Source organism: Arthrobacter sp. BF1, assembly GCF_056680215.1.
Window position 1 is genome coordinate 2,111,644 of the sequence record NZ_CM155271.1, and the last position, 16,772, is coordinate 2,128,415.

13 protein-coding genes are annotated in these 16,772 nt (G+C 65.7%); 7 read left to right on the forward strand and 6 right to left on the reverse strand.

Going from position 1 to position 16,772, the window contains the following annotated elements:
* Window positions 1-3 precede the first annotated feature (3 nt).
* The 3 genes from AC1MCD_RS09900 (at window position 4) to lplAB (ending at window position 2,396) form a co-directional block, all read left to right on the forward strand.
* Window positions 4-828, forward strand: a complete 825-nt coding sequence (locus AC1MCD_RS09900; RefSeq protein ID WP_498678066.1) for a TrmH family RNA methyltransferase — start codon at window positions 4-6, stop codon at window positions 826-828.
* A gap of 121 nt (window positions 829-949) precedes the next feature.
* Window positions 950-1,207, forward strand: a complete 258-nt coding sequence (locus AC1MCD_RS09905) for a type B 50S ribosomal protein L31 (RefSeq protein ID WP_024365679.1) — start codon at window positions 950-952, stop codon at window positions 1,205-1,207.
* 97 nt (window positions 1,208-1,304) lie between these two features.
* Complete coding sequence (gene lplAB, locus AC1MCD_RS09910; protein WP_498678070.1) at window positions 1,305-2,396, forward strand: lipoate-protein ligase LplAB; 1,092 nt, start codon at window positions 1,305-1,307, stop codon at window positions 2,394-2,396.
* A 47-nt stretch (window positions 2,397-2,443) separates the two neighbouring features.
* Here the strand turns inward: lplAB and pepN are convergent, their stop codons facing one another.
* Window positions 2,444-5,074, reverse strand: a complete 2,631-nt coding sequence (gene pepN, locus AC1MCD_RS09915; RefSeq protein ID WP_498678071.1) for an aminopeptidase N — start codon at window positions 5,072-5,074, stop codon at window positions 2,444-2,446.
* A gap of 54 nt (window positions 5,075-5,128) precedes the next feature.
* Window positions 5,129-6,127 carry a YeiH family protein gene (locus AC1MCD_RS09920; RefSeq protein ID WP_498678277.1) on the reverse strand — a complete coding sequence of 333 codons (999 nt, stop codon included), beginning with the start codon at window positions 6,125-6,127 and terminating at the stop codon, window positions 5,129-5,131.
* A gap of 188 nt (window positions 6,128-6,315) precedes the next feature.
* Here AC1MCD_RS09920 and AC1MCD_RS09925 point away from each other — a divergent pair, with 188 nt between their 5' ends.
* The 3 genes from AC1MCD_RS09925 to AC1MCD_RS09935 all read left to right on the forward strand — a co-directional run bounded on the left by AC1MCD_RS09925 (window position 6,316) and on the right by AC1MCD_RS09935 (window position 9,722).
* Entirely contained in the window at window positions 6,316-7,872 is a 1,557-nt protein-coding gene (locus AC1MCD_RS09925) for a circularly permuted type 2 ATP-grasp protein (protein ID WP_498678074.1), read from the forward strand.
* 75 nt (window positions 7,873-7,947) lie between these two features.
* Window positions 7,948-8,874: an alpha-E domain-containing protein gene (locus AC1MCD_RS09930; RefSeq protein ID WP_111909491.1), complete on the forward strand. Its 927-nt coding sequence runs from the start codon at window positions 7,948-7,950 to the stop codon at window positions 8,872-8,874.
* Window positions 8,871-9,722 (forward strand): transglutaminase family protein, encoded by an 852-nt coding sequence (locus tag AC1MCD_RS09935; protein WP_498678076.1) that lies wholly within the window; start codon window positions 8,871-8,873, stop codon window positions 9,720-9,722. The genes AC1MCD_RS09930 and AC1MCD_RS09935 overlap by 4 nt, the downstream gene beginning before the upstream one ends.
* Window positions 9,723-9,740: 18 nt before the next feature.
* Here the strand turns inward: AC1MCD_RS09935 and AC1MCD_RS09940 are convergent, their stop codons facing one another.
* The 3 genes from AC1MCD_RS09940 to glgC form a co-directional block, all read right to left on the reverse strand.
* Entirely contained in the window at window positions 9,741-10,208 is a 468-nt protein-coding gene (locus AC1MCD_RS09940; RefSeq protein ID WP_477709070.1) for a pyridoxamine 5'-phosphate oxidase family protein, read from the reverse strand.
* Between the two features lie 49 nt (window positions 10,209-10,257).
* Window positions 10,258-11,721, reverse strand: coding sequence for an SDR family NAD(P)-dependent oxidoreductase (locus AC1MCD_RS09945; RefSeq protein WP_498678078.1), 1,464 nt, complete (start codon window positions 11,719-11,721; stop codon window positions 10,258-10,260).
* A gap of 66 nt (window positions 11,722-11,787) precedes the next feature.
* Window positions 11,788-13,200, reverse strand: a complete 1,413-nt coding sequence (gene glgC / locus AC1MCD_RS09950) for a glucose-1-phosphate adenylyltransferase (protein WP_498678080.1) — start codon at window positions 13,198-13,200, stop codon at window positions 11,788-11,790.
* A gap of 101 nt (window positions 13,201-13,301) precedes the next feature.
* On the opposite strand from glgC, the gene glgA reads away from it, so the two are divergent.
* The gene (gene glgA, locus AC1MCD_RS09955; RefSeq protein WP_498678082.1) at window positions 13,302-14,498 is read left to right on the forward strand and encodes a glycogen synthase; all 1,197 of its coding nucleotides are present in this window, start codon (window positions 13,302-13,304) and stop codon (window positions 14,496-14,498) included.
* A gap of 102 nt (window positions 14,499-14,600) precedes the next feature.
* Here the strand turns inward: glgA and AC1MCD_RS09960 are convergent, their stop codons facing one another.
* Window positions 14,601-16,772 carry an acyl-CoA dehydrogenase family protein gene (locus AC1MCD_RS09960; RefSeq protein WP_498678084.1) on the reverse strand — a complete coding sequence of 724 codons (2,172 nt, stop codon included), beginning with the start codon at window positions 16,770-16,772 and terminating at the stop codon, window positions 14,601-14,603.

A 16,772-nucleotide genomic window follows, 5' to 3' on the forward strand; every position in this document is an offset into this window, starting at 1 on the left:
CCGGTGACAGTCCACTATCTTGAATCCGCCGCGGATCCGCGTGTGTCCGACTACACGCAGCTCACGGACGTCCACCTGCGCAAGCTCCGTGAGCCGGTGGAAGGCATGTACATCGCCGAATCGTCCCGGGTCCTGCGCCGTGCGCTGGCCGCCGGCCACCGGCCCAGGTCGTTTTTCCTGGCCGAGAAATGGCTGGCGGACCTGCAGGACGTCCTGGCCGCCTACCCGGACGTGCCAGCCTTCATCGGCAGCGCGGCACTGCTCGAAGAGATCACCGGATTCCACCTGCACCGCGGAGCCATGGCCGCGATGCAGCGGCCGGCACCGGTGCCGCTCCACGACCTGCTTGCGGACGCGCGCCGGGTGGCGGTCCTGGAAGACATTGTGGACCACACCAACGTCGGGGCCATCTTCCGATCGGCCGCTGCGCTGGACATCGATGCCGTCCTGATTTCGCCGCGTTGCGGCGACCCGCTCTACCGCCGCAGCGTCCGCGTCAGCATGGGCACCGTCTTCCAGGTTCCCTGGGCGCGACTGGAGTCCTGGCCGCAGGACATCTCGGTCCTGAAGCAGAATGGTTTCACCGTGGCCGCACTGGAACTGACCGGGGACGCAGTCGACGTTGACCAGCTCGCCGCCCGCAACCCGGAGCGGCTTGCCCTGGTGCTGGGCACCGAAGGTGCGGGAATGGGCGCGGAGACGCTCGCTGCCGTCGACCTCGCCGTGAAGATCCCCATGCGCGCCGGCGTGGACTCCCTGAACGTGGCTGCGGCCTCGGCTGTGGCGTTCTGGGAGCTCCGTCCGCGCAGTTCGCAGGGTCCGCGCTGATCGGCTATTATTGATAGCTGGCTGTCCTGCACTTTCTGCCTCGCGGCAATGATGCGGGCACCAGCCATCCCATTCATACCTGCTGCTGGCAAAATCCAGTTGTGCGAACAAAGGCCCCATTATGAAGTCTGATACACACCCGAAGTACGAAGCTGTTGTTTTCAACGACCTGGCTTCCGGCGTCAAGTTCCTGACCAAGTCCACCGTGTCTTCCAAGAAGACCATCGAGTGGGAAGACGGAAACACCTACCCGGTCATCGACGTCGAAATCTCCTCCGAGTCCCACCCGTTCTACACGGGCAAGCAGCGCATCATGGACTCTGCAGGCCGCGTCGAGCGCTTCAACGCTCGCTTCAAGGGCTTCGGCGGCAAGAAGTAACTCACTTCCTCCAAGGTTCTTCCAGCAAAGCCCGCACCGGCAACGGTGCGGGCTTTGTTGTTTCCGGGAGCCTGGGGCGTGGGGGAGGATGGAGGGTATGACTGCCACACCCTCTGCGCCTGAAGACCGTCCCCGCAGCCACCACGGCGAGTACAAAGTCCCCGGCGGCAAACTTGTGGTGGCGGACTTCGATGTGGTGGACGGGGCCCTCTCCGACGTCTCCCTCAGCGGCGATTTTTTCCTGGAACCGGATGAAGCGCTCCAGGCCCTCAACCGGTCCCTCACCGGTCTCCCGGAAAGCGCGACGGCGGCAGACCTGTCCGCCGCCGTCACCGGTTCGCTGCCGCCCGACGCAGTCCTGTTCGGCTTCTCGGCCGACGCCATCGCCATCACTGTCCGCCGTGCCCTGGCACAGGCAACCTCCTGGACCGACCACCACTGGGACGTCATCGCGCCCACGGTGCTGCCCACCCACGTCAACGTTGCCCTGGACGAAGTCCTGACCGAAGAGGTGGGCGCCGGCCGACGCAACCCCACCCTGCGGTTCTGGGACTGGGAGGAACCGTCCGTGGTGATCGGCAGTTTCCAGTCGGTCCGGAATGAGCTGCACCCCGACGGCGTCGCCCGCCACGGCATCAGCGTGGTTCGCCGGATCAGTGGCGGGGGCGCGATGTTCATGGAGGCCGGTAACTGCATCACGTATTCCCTCTATGTGCCCCAGACGCTCGTGGACGGAATCAGCTTCGCCGACTCCTACGCCTTCCTGGACGCGTGGGTGATGGCCGCGCTGGAAAAGCTCGGCATCAGCGCCTTCTATGTCCCCCTGAATGACATCGCCACCCCCCAGGGCAAGATCGGCGGCGCCGCGCAGAAGCGCCTGGCCAACGGCGGCATGCTGCACCACGTCACCATGAGCTACGACATCGACGCCGACAAAATGGTTGAGGTCCTGCGCATCGGCAAGGAGAAGCTCTCGGACAAGGGCACCCGCAGTGCCAAAAAACGCGTGGACCCGCTGCGGCGGCAGACCGGTCTGGCGCGCACCGAGATCATCGCAGCCATGATGGACGTCTTCACCGAACGGTACTCAGCCACTGCGTCGGAACTGACCGCTGCTGAGCTGGCCGCCGCCCATGAGCGCGTGGCCACCAAGTTCGGCACCGAGGAGTGGCTACACCGCGTCCCCTAACCCATCGGTTGCTCCGTAAGAGTCGCTTTCAGGCGTCTAAACGTCCTTTACGGAGCAATGGATGGAGTAGCTTGTGCGGTGAGGGCCCGCAGCAGGTGGCTTCGCTGTTCCACGATGATCCGGCGCAGGGCGCGTGGCGCATCGGCGTTGGCCGCCAGCCAGGTGTCGGTGCGCTCCACCACGGGGTGCTGCTCCGGCAGGGTGCCGGCCGGAAGGTCCTGGGACGCTGGATACAGGCCCCGCACTATGCGGGTGGCGATCTCGATGCTCCGGTTCTCCCAGACGTCGCGGAGGCACTCGAAATACGGCTCCACATAGGGTGCCAGCAGTGCTGGGGGCGCTGTGGTGAAGCCGGTGATGGTGGCGCTCAGGAGCTGGTTGGACAACTCCACCCCGTGGACGGCGGCTTTCCAGGCGGCCGCCTTGACGTCCGCATCCGGCCGCGCGGCCAGTGCCGTGGCGCGGCCCGCACGGCCTGAAGCTGTGGTGTCCCGCGCCAGCTCGGCGTCCAGTTCTTCGGCCGTGGCCTGTCCGTGCGCTGCCAGGGCACGCCAGAAGTTCCAGCGCAGCTCGGCGTCCACCGCGAGTCCCTCCACCTGGACCGTTCCCTCCAGGAGGCCTCTGAGCCGGGGCAGCAGTGCGTTGTCGTGCCGGCTGACGGCAGCCACCGTCCTGGCCCATCCCAGCTGGTGGTCCGAACCCGGAGCTGCCCGCTCCAGTTGGCCGGCCGCGGCCGTCAGGAAGTCCCGGCGCACGGTACCGCGTTCAGGCGCCGGGGTGTAATGTTCGACGGCGGTCTCGGCGTTGTCGAGGATGTTCAGGAGCACGCCGATCCCGGTCTCGGACGGTCCGAAAGCGGTGACCGCATGCACGTAACGGGTAGCCGGGCTTTCCGCGTCGCGGGCAGAGTTCCATAGTGCGGTCCAGCACAGGGCCCGGGCCATGGGATCGGTGATCCGGTTCAGGGATGCCAGCACGGTGGCTTCAGAAACCGGGTCGAGCCGGACCTTGGCATAGGTCAGGTCGTCGTCGTTCAGCAGCAGCAACGCTGGCCGGCGCTGGCCGGCCAGGTCGGGAACCTCGGTCCTGCGGCCTGCCGCGTCAGTTTCAACACTGCCCGTCCGGACCAGGGCACCGCCGTCGTCGAAGTTGTAGAGGCCCACGCGGAGCCGGTGCGGGCGCAGTTCTTCCCGTCCGGTGACGGGGTCCAGCGCATCCTGGACGATTGCCGCACTGCTGAGGACGCCGTCGTCGGCTGTTATGTCCAAGGAGAGCGTCGGGATGCCGGAAGTCTGCAGCCATTGTGCTGCCCAGCCTGCCAGGTCCCGGCCCGAGGCCGCACTCAGGGCGGACAGGAGGTCGGCCAGAGTGGTGTTTCCATAAGCGTGGTCGCGGAAGTACTGCCGTGAGCCGGCGATGAACGCATCGAACCCGACGTACGCCACGAGCTGCTTGAGCACCGACGCGCCCTTGGCGTACGTGATGCCGTCGAAGTTCTGTTTGGCGGCTTCGAGGTCCGGGATGTCGGCAACGATGGGGTGGGTTGTGGGGAGCTGGTCCTGCACGTACGCCCAGGACTTGCGCTTGTTCGCGAAGTTCACCCACGCGGTCTTCCAGCCCGTCGCCCGGTCCACACCGAGGGTGCCCATGTAGTCGGCGAACGATTCCTTGAGCCAGAGATCATCCCACCACTGCATGGTGACGAGGTCCCCGAACCACATGTGCGCCATTTCGTGCATCAGCGTGTTGGCGCGCGCCTGATACTGGGCATCCGTGGCCCGGGAGGTGAACACGTAGTTTTCGGTGAACGTGACCAGTCCGGGGTTTTCCATGGCGCCAAGGTTGTATTCGGGCACAAAAGCCTGGTCGTATTTGCCCCAGGGGTAGGGGAAGCCGAAAAGGTTGTTGAAGAACTCCAGCCCGCTTTTGGTGAGGCCGAACAGCTCAGCGGTGTCGAAGGATTTGGCCATGGACGCCCGGCAGTAAAGGGCCAGCGGCACGTCCAGCCGGGTGCCGTCGTCGAGCGTTGCGCTCCAGTTGTCCTCGGCTTTGAAGTAGGGGCCGGCGAGGACGGTGGTGATGTAGGTGGACATGGGCTTGGTGGGGGAAAAGTCCCAGCGGCTGGTGTCCGGATCAACAGTCAGCCGGGTGCGGGCGGCTTCCACTCCGTTGGAGGCGACCACCCAGCCTGACGGTGCCATCACGTGGAAAGTGAATTCCGCCTTGAGGTCCGGCTGCTCGAAGTTGGCGAACACCCGGCGAGCATCGGCAGGTTCGTATTGCGTGTAGAGGTAGCACTGGCCGTCCGCGGGATCCACAAAACGGTGCATCCCTTCGCCCGTCCGGCTGTACAGGGCTGTTCCGGTGACCGTCACCTGGTTCTCTGCCTGGAGGTTGTCCAGCCGGATACGGGAACCCTCCACAATGTCCGCCACCGGCAGCGGATCTCCGTTGAGGATCACGCTGTGCACCTCGTCGGAGATGAAATCCAGAAACGTTGACGCCGGCAGCCCCTGCCCTGGATCCGCGGCGGCAAAAGTGATGACGCTGCGGCTGGTGTACCCGGCCACCTCCGGATCCGCGGCGTGCCGCACGTCCAGGGAGACGTCGTAGCTGTGCGTGGTGATCAGGGCTGAACGGGTAGCGGCTTCATTGCGCTGCAGATTCTCATGTGACACCCAGCTATCTAATCACGGTGGACCGCACCGGGAACCACGACGGCGGCCCGGCGGCTAGGCGGTGATGAGCAGGGCTGCTGCCAAGCCCAACAGGGCGATCAGGAGCCACGCCGCGAGCGCCGCGAGCAGCGCCCGGGCCCCGGTATGCAGGAGGGTGCGGATCCGCACTGCGGAGCCAAGCCCGAACAGCGCCGCTCCCAGCAGGACGTCCTGGAGCCCGGCGCCGGCGTCGAGCACGCCGGCAGGCAGCCAGCCCGTGGACCGGAGCGCCACCATGGCCACGAACCCGATCACGAACAGGGGGATTACTGGTGGCAGCGCGTGCTGCCGGCCGGCCGTACTGGCGCGGTGGTGCAGGCCCGCCACAGCCACCACCGGCGCCAGGAGCAGTACGCGCGTGAGTTTGACGACGACGGCGATCCCCAGGGCCGCTGTGCCCGCGGTCTGAGCTGTGGCCACCACCTGGCCGACGTCGTGTACGGACGCGCCGGTCCAGGCCCCGAAAGCGAGGGGGCTCAGTTGCAGGGGGTGCATCAACAGCGGCAGCAGGCCGATGGCCAGGGTGCCGCACAGGGTAACCAACGCCACGGGCAGGACGGTGTCCACGTGCCGGATGCGGCGCACCGCTGCCATGGCGCCGATGGCGGATGCCCCGCAGATTGAAAAGCCTGTGGCCACGAGCAATGCGGTCTCCCTGGGCAACCGGAAGAGCCGCACGAGGAAGTAGGTACCGCCGAACCCCAGCAGCACCACCCCGGTTATCAGGATCATGGCCAGCCAGCCCAGCCCCAGGATGTCCATGATGCTGACCTTGAGGCCGAGCAGGATGATCCCGCCCCTCATCAGGTGCTTGCCGGCGAAGTCCAGGCCGGGCCTTGCCCGGCCCGCGATCCACACTGCCGTGCCGGGCAGGTTCGCAGCGAGCAGCCCCAGGGCCACGGCAACCGTCATGGCGGGAAGGGCGGGCACCAGGGCGTGCAGGGCAAAGGCACCGGCGAGGGCGACGGCCGCCGTCAGGAGGCCCGGGACGAGCCTGTCGGCATCCCGTGGCAGCCAGCCGGGGGGTCCTCCCCGGCGGCCACCGTTCCCTCCGCTTGCGGAGCTCCCTTTGTTAGTCTTCTCTGGCACTCACCTACCTTGCCGGATGTCGCGCGTATTCAACGAACCGGCGGCAGCGGTGCAACACGCCACAATGGATGGCGGTAATGAATTCGAAACAAAAAGATGGTTGGCTAAAGGACATGTCAGACCTATTCCAGGATTACTCCGAGGCCGCCGGGCGGACCGGCGCCTACGACGAGATGTTCGCCCCCGGCCAGGAGGCCCGCGGCTCGTACGTGGAGGTGGCGGACGCGCTCCGGAAGCTTTCCCTCGCCGATGTCAGCGCGCGGGCGGACTCGATGGCGCGCACGTTCCTGGACCGTGGTGTGACCTTTGACTTTGCGGGGGAGGAACGGCCGTTCCCGCTCGACATCGTCCCGCGCGTTATCCCTGCCGATGAATGGACCGTGCTGGAAAAGGGTGTGGCGCAGCGCGTGCGTGCCCTGGAAGCCTTCCTGAACGACGTCTACGACAAAATGAACGTCGTGGCCGACGGCGTCATCCCGCGCCAGCTCGTCACCACCAGCGCCCATTTCCACCGCCAGGTGCACGGCTTCGAGCCTGCAGGCGGGGTCCGGGTGCACATTTCCGGCATCGACGTGGTCCGCGACGCCGCAGGAACGTTCCGTGTCTTGGAGGACAACGTGCGGGTGCCCTCGGGCGTCAGTTATGTCCTGGAGAACCGGCGCGCCATGGCCAAAGGCCTGCCTGAGGCCTTCGGCCAGCAGCTCATCCGGCCGGTGGAGGAGTACCCCCGGCGGCTGCTGTCGGCGCTGCGCAAAACGGCGCCGGCCGGCGTCGACGATCCCACCGTGGTGGTCCTGACTCCAGGTGTCTTCAACAGCGCCTACTTTGAACACACCCTGCTGGCAGGGCTGATGGGCGTGGAGCTCGTGGAGGGCCGGGACCTCATCTGCCGCGGCAACCGCGTCTACATGCGCACCACGGCCGGCGAGCAGCGCGTTGACGTGATCTACAAGCGGATCGACGACGAATTCCTGGACCCCCTGCAGTTCCGTTCGGACTCCATGCTCGGCTGCCCCGGCCTGGTCAACGCTGCCCGCGCCGGCGGCGTGACCATCGCCAACGCCGTGGGCAACGGTGTGGCCGACGACAAGCTCGTCTACAGCTACGTTCCGGACCTCATCCGCTACTACCTCAGCGAAGAACCCGTCATCGCCAACGTGGACACCTTCCGGCTCGAGGAAAAGGAAGCCCGGGAGTACGTCCTGGACAACCTGGCAGAGCTCGTGGTCAAGCCCGTGGACGGTTCCGGCGGCAAGGGCCTGGTGATCGGCCCTGACGCGTCCAAGGACGAGCTCGAAGCCCTTCGCCAGCGGGTCATTGCCGACCCCCGCGGCTGGATCGCCCAGCCTGTCCTTCAGCTGTCCACGGTGCCCACCCTGGGCGGGGACAAGTTCGGGCCCCGCCACGTGGACCTTCGCCCCTTCGCAGTGAACGACGGCGACGACGTCTGGGTACTGCCCGGCGGCCTGACCCGCGTAGCGCTGAAGGAAGGCTCGCTGATCGTGAATTCCAGCCAGGGCGGCGGGTCGAAGGACACGTGGGTGCTGGCCGGTTCGCCGCAGGTGCCGGTGGAGACGGTTCCGCGGCCTACGATTTCCATCCGCGAACGCGTGTCCGTCTGGCCGGTTGAAAGCAACTGGCGGGACCGCCAGCCGGAGCAGCAGCAGTGAGCCGCGGCCTGGCCCCGGCAGTAACAGCAACGGGTTCATCCCCACAGATTTCGGACGCACAGGAGGTCACCGCGAATGCTTAGCCGTATTGCTGAGTCCCTATTTTGGATCGGCCGCTATGTGGAGCGCGCCGACGGTACTGCGCGTATCCTGGACGTCCACCTGGAGCGCCTCAACCACCTGCCCATGGACGAGCGCCGCCGCGTCGCGCAGGAACTGCTCGCGGTGATGGGTGCGAGGCCGCAGAGCGAAGATTTCGGGCTGCCCGAACTGCTGCATGCCCTGGCCTATGACAAAACCAGCGCCACCTCCATCGCGGGGTCCCTTGGCGCCGCACGCGAGAACGCACGGCGTGCCCGCGAGACCGTGTCCTCGGGACTGTGGGAGAGCCTCAACACCACTTACTACGGGCTGAGCCAGCACCGCAAGGATGTGGTGGGGACGTACCGGTTCTGCAACTGGACTCTTGAACGAACCGCAATGGTCAGTGGCCTGGCCGACACCACCGTGAGCCATGACGAAAGCTGGCTGTTCCTGGTGCTGGGACGTTCGCTGGAGCGGGCGGATATGACGGCCCGGATGCTCTCCACCCGCGATGTCCTATCTGCGGGCATGTCCTGGGTCAACATGCTGCGGTGCGCCGGGGCTTATGAGTCTTTCCTGCGCACCCGGCGGGCAGCCTTCGGTGACCAGCACGCAGCCGAATTCCTGCTGTTGGACCGGCTGTTTCCGCGTTCCATCGTTTACGCGCTGCGTGACGCTGATGAGTGCCTCGCCAAGCTGGATCCGTCCGCACAGCGCGTGGGCTTCATTAACGACGCCCGCCGCATCGTGGGCCAGGCCCGCACCTTCCTCGAGTTCCACCGCACGGACGATCTGATGTCCGAGCTGCCCGAGCACATGGAGCGCGTGCAGAAGGCCGTGGCCCAGGCCTCGGACGCCATTTCCCGTAAGTACTTCAATCAGGCGGACGAACTGGCCTGGGTGGGAGAAGTTTCATGACCCGGCTGAGTATCATCCACACCACGGCCTACAAGTACAACAAGCGCGTCACGCTGTCATATAACGAGGCACGCATGACGCCCCTGACGGACTCCCAGCAGGTGGTTCTTGAGTCGGTGCTCAAGGTGTCGCCGTCGCAAGCGGCCGTGAGCAATTACCGGGACTATTGGGGCACCAGGGTGACCGCCTTCGATATGCAGATGCCGCATGAGCACCTCGAGGTCGTTTCCAACATCACGGTCGAGGTGTACCGGGCAGAAAAAATCCCCGCCGAGGCCGACATCGTGGGGTGGGATGTGCTGGCATCAGGGGAAACGCTGAATTCGTTCAGCGATTGGCTGCCGCAGTCCCAGCTGAGCAGGCCGGGCGACGAAGTCCTCGGCATCATTCCAGGCGTGGTTGAAGGCAAGAACCCGCATGAGGCCGCCATGGCGGTCTTCGAGTGGATGCGCGGCGAGATGACCTACATGTCCGGCTCCACAGCGGTTACCACCAACGCGGAGGAAGCATGGGGGCAGCGGCAGGGCGTCTGCCAGGACCTTGCACACCTTGCCATCGGTGCACTGCGCAGCTGCGGGATCCCGGCCCGGTATGTGTCCGGCTACCTGCACCCGAGGTCGACGGCGGCGATCGGCGAGACGGTCGCAGGGCAGTCGCATGCGTGGCTGGAGTTCTGGGACGGGGCCTGGCGCAGCTGGGACCCCACGAACCATAAGCCCGCGGGGGATTTCCACGTGACCGTGGCCAGGGGCCGGGACTACCGCGATGTGCCGCCGCTGAAGGGCATTCTCTCCGGCGGCGGCGGGTCTGCGCTGAGCGTGAGTGTGGAGATCACCCGCCTGGCGTAGGCCGGTCAAGCACACGGATCACTCGGGCGAGGCCTTGGCCGCTCCACTAAGCTGCGTCCACCAGGTCATCGGGGCGGTGACCTTGAACCGGCGTCCGGTCAGGGAGTCAGGGCTGACCCGGATGAACGTGTCTTTCTTGCCGGCCTGCCACGGGAACAGGTAGAGCGCGGCGGTGTCCAGGATGCTTTCCGTGCCCTTGATGGCGGCGGCAGGGCCCTTGAGTACCACGCTCCAGGCAAGGCCGCTGACAGCATCCACACCGTCGGCTTCCACTGCGACGTGGGAACCTCCGGACGCTGCTGCCAGTTTGGTCCCCTGGCCGGTGCGGAAGACGATCGTTCCGCCGTCCACGGTGTAGTTGATGGGGAAGATGTCCGGATGCCCGTCCACGAGGACGGCAAGCCGGCCCACGGAGACTGTCCGGAGGAGCTCCCAGCACTCGTGGTGTTCCAGGTTGTGGACTTCGGTAATTGATTCGCTGCTCATGACGCCGAGCCTACGCTGTGCGGCCCGAGTCAGGACAGTGTCCTTCTGCCTACCAGGGGCTGGGCTTGTAATCCTTCAGGAAAACCCCGTACTGGTCCTCGCCGTTCTCGCCCATCACGATCGGATCGTAGACCCTGGCAGCGCCGTCCACCAGGTCCAGCGGAGCATGGAAGCCCTCCTCCATGAGGCGGACCTTGGTAAAGTGCGGGCGCTCATCGGTGATCCAGCCGGTGTCCACGGCCGTCATCAGGATGCCGTCGGCGTCCAGCATTTCCTGGGCACTGGTCCGGGTCATCATGTTGAGGGCGGCTTTGGCCATGTTGGTGTGCGGATGGCCCGGGCCCTTGTAGGCGCGGGAGAACTGCCCTTCCATGGCGGAGACGTTCACGATGTACTTCCGGTGCGCAGTGGAACGCTTCATGGCGTCCCGGAGCCTGCTGACCAGCAGGAAGGGTGCAGTGACGTTGCAGAGCTGGACCTCGAGCATCTCCAGCGGATCCACCTCATCCACCACTTGGGTCCAGCTGTTGATGGTGGCCAGGTCCGGAACCAGCCCGCCGGCGTCAATCGCCGTGCCTGACGCGATGCGTTCCAGCGAAGCCGAACCGGTGGACAGTGCCAGTGAGGTGATGGCGTCGCCGGCCAGGACCGGATGATCGGTCACGGTGCCGGCCAGGGCGAGCGGGTGCTTGTCGTGGGCATGGCCGAAGGTCAGCAGCTCCGGGCCGCCGTTGGCGGCCTCCAGTTCGGCGGGCAGCGCTTCGTCCTCGGCGTCCACCAGCGGCTTGTACGCATTGCCGGAGCGCCGCACCGTCTGGGCCGCATTGTTGATGATGATGTCCAACGGGCCCGCAGCATTCAGGGAATCCGTCAGTGCCATGACCTGTGAGGGGTCGCGCAGGTCGATGCCCACAATCCGTAGCCGGTGAAGCCAGTCGCTGCTGTCTTCCATGGCAGCGAAACGGCGCGCAGCGTCCTTGGGGAACCTGGTGGTGATGGTGGTGTGTGCGCCGTCTCGAAGCAGGCGCAGGGCAATGTACATGCCGATCTTGGCGCGTCCGCCCGTGAGCAGTGCGCGCCGGCCCGTGAGGTCTGTCCTGGCGTCCCGTTTGCCATGGTTGAAAGCCGCGCACTCGGGGCAGAGCTGGTGGTAAAACGCATCCACCTGCGTGTAATGCTGTTTGCAGATGTAGCAGGGCCGGGACCTGATCAGGTGGCCGGCAACTTCGCCGGTCGCCGAGGTGGCCAGTTTGTTGCCGCGCGTTTCGTCGTCAATGCGGTCCGGCGCTGCAGTGGCTGTCTGGGCGAGGACCGCCCGGTCGGCTTCGGAGATCAGGTCGCGTTTGGTGACGCGGCGGTGGCGCTTTACTGCCTTGAACATTTTCCCGGTCGCCCGGCGCACCGAAACGTAGTCCGGGTGTTCCTCGTCATAGACGTGGATGGTGTTCAGAACCTTCAGGCAGGCCTGGATTTCCTCAGGCGTCAGCCCGGCTGACAGATCGGGGGAGCTCATTGCCCCAATTTTACAGCCTGAAAGGAGCCCGGCCCAACGGTGGGACGACCGGGCTCCTGACGGGAGCTACGACTTTGTTGAGCCGCCGTGCACGGAGACGCCGACGGCGGCGGCCTGTACTTCGGCGACCTTGTCCACCGACTCCCGCAACTCGGACCACTTTTCCGTGGCGGCCCTGACTGCGTCCGGCACGAGGACGAGATTGGCCGCGGCCAGGGCGCGCTCGGCGTCGTCCGGTTCGGGGACGAACTGACCCTTCGACAGCACGGTGATGCCGGAGTCTGTGACCTTGAAGCCGCGGGCCCGGTCGAGGTCGTGATCGAGGCCGATCGTGGCGCCCGCCGGGACCTTGACGTTTTTGTCGAGGATGGCGCGCTTGACGACGGCACCTTCACCGATATTGACCTTGTCCATCAGCACCGAGTCGAGCACGCGGCTGGACCTGCCGACAAAAACGTCATTAGAGAGCACCGAGCCTTCCACGATGCCGCCGGAGATCACGCACCCGCTCGCAACAATGGAATCCAATGCCGAGCCCACTGTATTGCCCTCGCCGCGGACGAACTTAGCGGGCGGCGAGATGCTCTGCCGCGTGTAGATGGGCCATTCCGAGTTGTACAGATTGAAGATCGGCACCGGCGAGATGAGGTCTATGTGCGCGTCGTAGAAAGAGTCGATGGTGCCGACATCGCGCCAGTACGTGCGGTCACGTTCGGTGGAGCCGGGGATGTCGTTGAGCGTGAAGTCGTAGACACCGGCCTCACCCTGGCTGACGAAGTAGGGGATGATGTCACCGCCCATGTCGTGCTTGGTATCAAGCCGTTCGGCGTCCACATGCAAGGCCGCCACCAAGGCGTCGGCATCGAAGACGTAGTTGCCCATGGAAGCCAGGAACTGGCTGGGATCGGCAGCAAGGCCGGGCGTGGTGGCGGGCTTCTCCACGAATGCCGCAATCTTCTGCGCGTCGTTCTGGTCCACTTCGATCACACCGAACTGGTTGGCCATGCTCAGCGGCTGGCGCACGGCGGCCACGGTGGCCTTGGCCCCGCTCAGCACGTGCTGCTCCACCATCTGGGCGAAGTCCATCCGGTAGACGTGGTCCGCGCCAACAACGACGACGATGTCGGGGTTGGCGTCATGGATAAGGTTCAAGGACTGGTAGATGGCGTTTGCGCTGCCCAGGAACCAGCTCTTGCCTACGCGCTGCTGTGCGGGAACGGAGGCCACATAGTTGCCGAGCTGGGTGGACATCCGCCATGCTTCGGAAATGTGCCGGTCAAGGCTATGGGATTTATATTGCGTGAGGACCACGATTTGCAGATACCGCGAATTCACCAGGTTGGATATCGCAAAATCGATGAGGCGGTAACTGCCTGCAAACGGCACAGCAGGTTTGGCCCGGTCCGCCGTCAGTGGCATAAGCCGGTTTCCCTCGCCGCCTGCAAGGACAATGGCCAGGACTTTTTTGTTTAACGGCATTGTGGTCGCTCCTGTACGCCTTCGTAACTCCCCAAACAGTCCGGCATGCCCGGACTCCTTCACACTAGAACAGATACGGCGGAACGACTACCTTGGGTAACGTGCGAATAGACATTGTGACTAAAGAGTTCCCGCCGGAGATCTATGGTGGCGCCGGAGTCCACGTGGCCGAGTTGAGCAGGGTGCTTAGTAAGCATGTTGACCTGCAGGTTCGTGCTTTCGGGGCTCCCCGCGACGCTGACTACCACGGTGCCGGGGTGACCTCCTATGCCGTGCCCGAGGACCTCGGCTCGGCCAACGCCGCCGTCCAGACCCTGGGTGTCGACCTGCGCATCGTGCCGGACATCGAGGGGGCAGACCTCGTCCACTCCCATACCTGGTACGCGAACATGGCCGGACACCTGGCGTCACTGCTGCACGGCATCCCGCACGTGCTCAGCGCGCACAGCCTGGAGCCGTTGCGGCCCTGGAAGGCTGAGCAGCTCGGTGGCGGCTATGCGCTGTCCTCTTGGGTGGAAAAGACCGCGTATGAGGCAGCGGCAGCGATCATCGCCGTCTCGGAGGGCATGCGCCAGGACATCCTGCGCAGCTATCCGGATGTTGATCCCGCCAAGGTCAGGGTGGTCCACAACGGCATCGACGTTGACCTGTGGCAGCGCGATGAAGGCGACGACGCGGTGCGGGCCCTCGGCATCGACCCGCAGAAGCCCAGCGTGGTCTTTGTTGGCCGGAACACACGCCAGAAGGGCGTTCCGTACCTGCTGCGGGCCGCCGCCAAGTTGCCTGCGGATGTCCAGCTGGTCCTTTGCCTGGGCGCAGCGGACACCCCTGAGCTCGCTGCTGAGACGGCCCGCCTCATCGAGGAGCTGCAGCAGCAGCGGACCGGGGTCATCCTCATCGAGCGAATGCTTCCACGCCACGAGCTGATCCAGGTCCTGAGCCACGCGACCGCCTTTGCGTGCCCGTCGATCTATGAGCCGCTCGGCATTGTGAACCTGGAAGCCATGGCCTGCGGCGCAGCCGTGGTGGCCAGCGCTACCGGAGGTATTCCGGAGGTGGTCCAGCACGGTGAGACCGGCCTTTTGGTGGACCTGGAGCAAGTCACGGACGGCACGGGAACGCCGCTGGACCCGGAGAAGTTCGTGACCGAGTTCGCCGCGGCCCTGACCGAGGTCGTGTCCGATCCTGAGCGGGCGCGCGCCATGGGACAGGCCGGCCGCCGCCGCGCCGAGGAGCACTTCTCCTGGGATTCCATCACAGAGACCACCCTTGAGGTCTACCGCTCGGTGCTTTCCTAACGCCCCGCAGTAACTGACTGACAACGCACGACGGCGCCGTTCCCACCCAAGGGGGAGCGGCGCCGTCGTGCGTTGACGGGCTGCTGACTGTGCCTTCGGCGGTCAGTTTCGCTGGCTGCGGGCGGCAGCCGCGGTGCGTGCCAGTAGCACTTTCTCGTCAACGGGCGCGGTGCCGCTGGCCCGCTGCGCCCTGTAATGCGCCCGGGCTTCGTCCTGCCGTGCCCTTTCGGCGCCAGTGGCGATCGCGGCGCGAACGTGCTCATCCCCGTAGCCGAACGCGTCCACCAGATCCAGGGCGTGTGGCCGGATCTTGACGAGGAGCCGGTTGATGTAGTCGCCCACTGTGCGTGCGCGCTGCATGGAGAGCCTGCCATTCATCAGGTACCAGGAGAGGTTCTTTTCGATCAGTGACAGGCCGAACAGGTCACGGAGCCAGGTCAGCACTACCTTGGTGCCAGGGTCGCTGACGTCGCGCAAAGCGTCGGTGAAGGCCTCCCACTGCAGGAGTTCAGCGTGGGCCTGGGCCGCGTCGATCAGCTCGTTCTGGTGCTGGTTGAACAGTGCCGCACCCTTTTCGAGCGGAAGCTTGCCGGCACCCTTCAGGGCTGCTCCGACGTCCGACACCATGGTCTGGACGCGGTCAGTCAGGAGGGCACGCTGGCCCTCTTCGTCCCGAAGCGCGATGGCGGCCTTCTGCACTGACCCCGTGTCGGCGACGAACTGTGCTACCTGCCGCAGCCCGGTGCGGTGGATCGCCACGCCGGTTGCCTGGGTCACCACGTAGCGGGCAAGCACGCCGAAGTCGACGTTCCTGAACTCCTTGGCGTAGTCGGCCAGGAGCCGCTTGGCCACGAGCTGGAGCAGCACCGTGTTGTCGCCTTCGAACGTGACGTAGACATCCATGTCCGCATGGAGTGAGGCGAAGCGGTTTTCGATCAGGAAGCCCGCACCGCCGCAGGCCTCACGGCACTCCTGCAGAGTGTCCAGGGCGTGCCAGGTGCTGAGCGGCTTCAGCGCGGCCGCCAGCGTTTCCAGATCCTGGCGGTCCTCGTCGGTGTCATGGGCGCCGGAGAAGACGTCGTCGAACTTCTGCAGCAGCTGCTCGTGGGCAAAGCCCGCGGCGTACGTGGTGGCCAGCCGGGTGAACAGCCGGCGCTGGTGCCGCTGGTAGTCCAGCAGGACCTCTTCGTCCGTGTGGGAAGACGCGTTGAACTGGCGGCGTTCGGTGGCGTAGCGGATGGCGGCGGCAAGGGCGATCTTGGACACTGCGACGGCCGCGCCGTCCAGCGAGACGCGCCCTTGGACCAGGGTTCCGAGCATGGTGAAAAAGCGGCGGCCGGGACTGGCTATGGGAGACGTGTAGCTGCCGTCGGCGGCGACATCGCCGTACCGGTTGAGGAGGTTGGTCCGGGGGATGCGGACGTTAGTGAAGTGCAGGCGGCCGTTGTCGATCCCGTTCAGGCCGCCCTTGACGCCGTCGTCCTCACCGCCGATGCCGGGCAGGAACTCCTTGGTGCTGGGATCCCGGAGGTCGACGTAGAACGCATGGACGCCGTGGTTCACGCCTTGAGTCACAAGCTGGGCAAAAACCACGGCGCCCAGGCCGTCGATGGCTGCGTTGCCGATGTAGTCCTTCCACGCGGCCCGGAACGGCGTATGGATGACAAATTCCCCGGTTGCTTCGTCGAAAGTCGCGGTGGTGGCGATGCTGGCAACATCCGAGCCGTGGCCGGTCTCCGTCATGGCGAAACAGCCCGGGATGTCCAGGCTCATGATGCCCGGCAGCCACTTGGCATGGTGGTCCGCTGTGCCCAGGTGCATCACGGCCGAGCCGAAGAGACCCCACTGGACGCCGGCCTTGATCTGCAGGGACGGGTCGGCAGTGACAAGTTCCTCGAATCCGGCAACGTTGCCGCCATGGTCATCGGCACCATTCAGCGCCGCGGGGAAGGCCCGGTGCACGGCGTTGTGGTCCACCAGGTACTTCAGCTGCCCGAAGACCCGGGCGCGGTGTTCAGTGTGTGTGAGGCCCTCTGTCTTATGCAGTGCCGGGTCACCTGCCAGCGCACGGGAGTGGCGGCGGGCGTCCGCCCACTTGCCCAGGAGCTGCTCGCCGAGGGCCGCAACGTCGACGGCGGGCGGCGAGGTTGGCCGCGCGTTGGCGCGAGCCCCCGCTGACGGTGCCTTGGTGCCGCCCGCGTGCGCGGCCGTTTTTACGGCTTTGTTGTTTGCGGCCGTGCCGGCGCCGCCGCGGCGGTCCACTACTTCGGTCAT

Coding starts and splice junctions, on each gene's coding strand:
- AC1MCD_RS09905 (WP_024365679.1), top strand. CDS start 950: ATGAAGTCTGATACACACCCGAAGTACGAAGCTGTTGTTTTCAACGAC.
- lplAB (WP_498678070.1), top strand. CDS start 1,305: ATGACTGCCACACCCTCTGCGCCTGAAGACCGTCCCCGCAGCCACCAC.
- AC1MCD_RS09925 (WP_498678074.1), top strand. CDS start 6,316: ATGTCAGACCTATTCCAGGATTACTCCGAGGCCGCCGGGCGGACCGGC.
- AC1MCD_RS09930 (WP_111909491.1), top strand. CDS start 7,948: ATGCTTAGCCGTATTGCTGAGTCCCTATTTTGGATCGGCCGCTATGTG.
- AC1MCD_RS09935 (WP_498678076.1), top strand. CDS start 8,871: ATGACCCGGCTGAGTATCATCCACACCACGGCCTACAAGTACAACAAG.
- AC1MCD_RS09940 (WP_477709070.1), bottom strand. CDS start 10,208: ATGAGCAGCGAATCAATTACCGAAGTCCACAACCTGGAACACCACGAG.
- AC1MCD_RS09945 (WP_498678078.1), bottom strand. CDS start 11,721: ATGAGCTCCCCCGATCTGTCAGCCGGGCTGACGCCTGAGGAAATCCAG.
- glgC (WP_498678080.1), bottom strand. CDS start 13,200: ATGCCGTTAAACAAAAAAGTCCTGGCCATTGTCCTTGCAGGCGGCGAG.
- AC1MCD_RS09960 (WP_498678084.1), bottom strand. CDS start 16,772: ATGACCGAAGTAGTGGACCGCCGCGGCGGCGCCGGCACGGCCGCAAAC.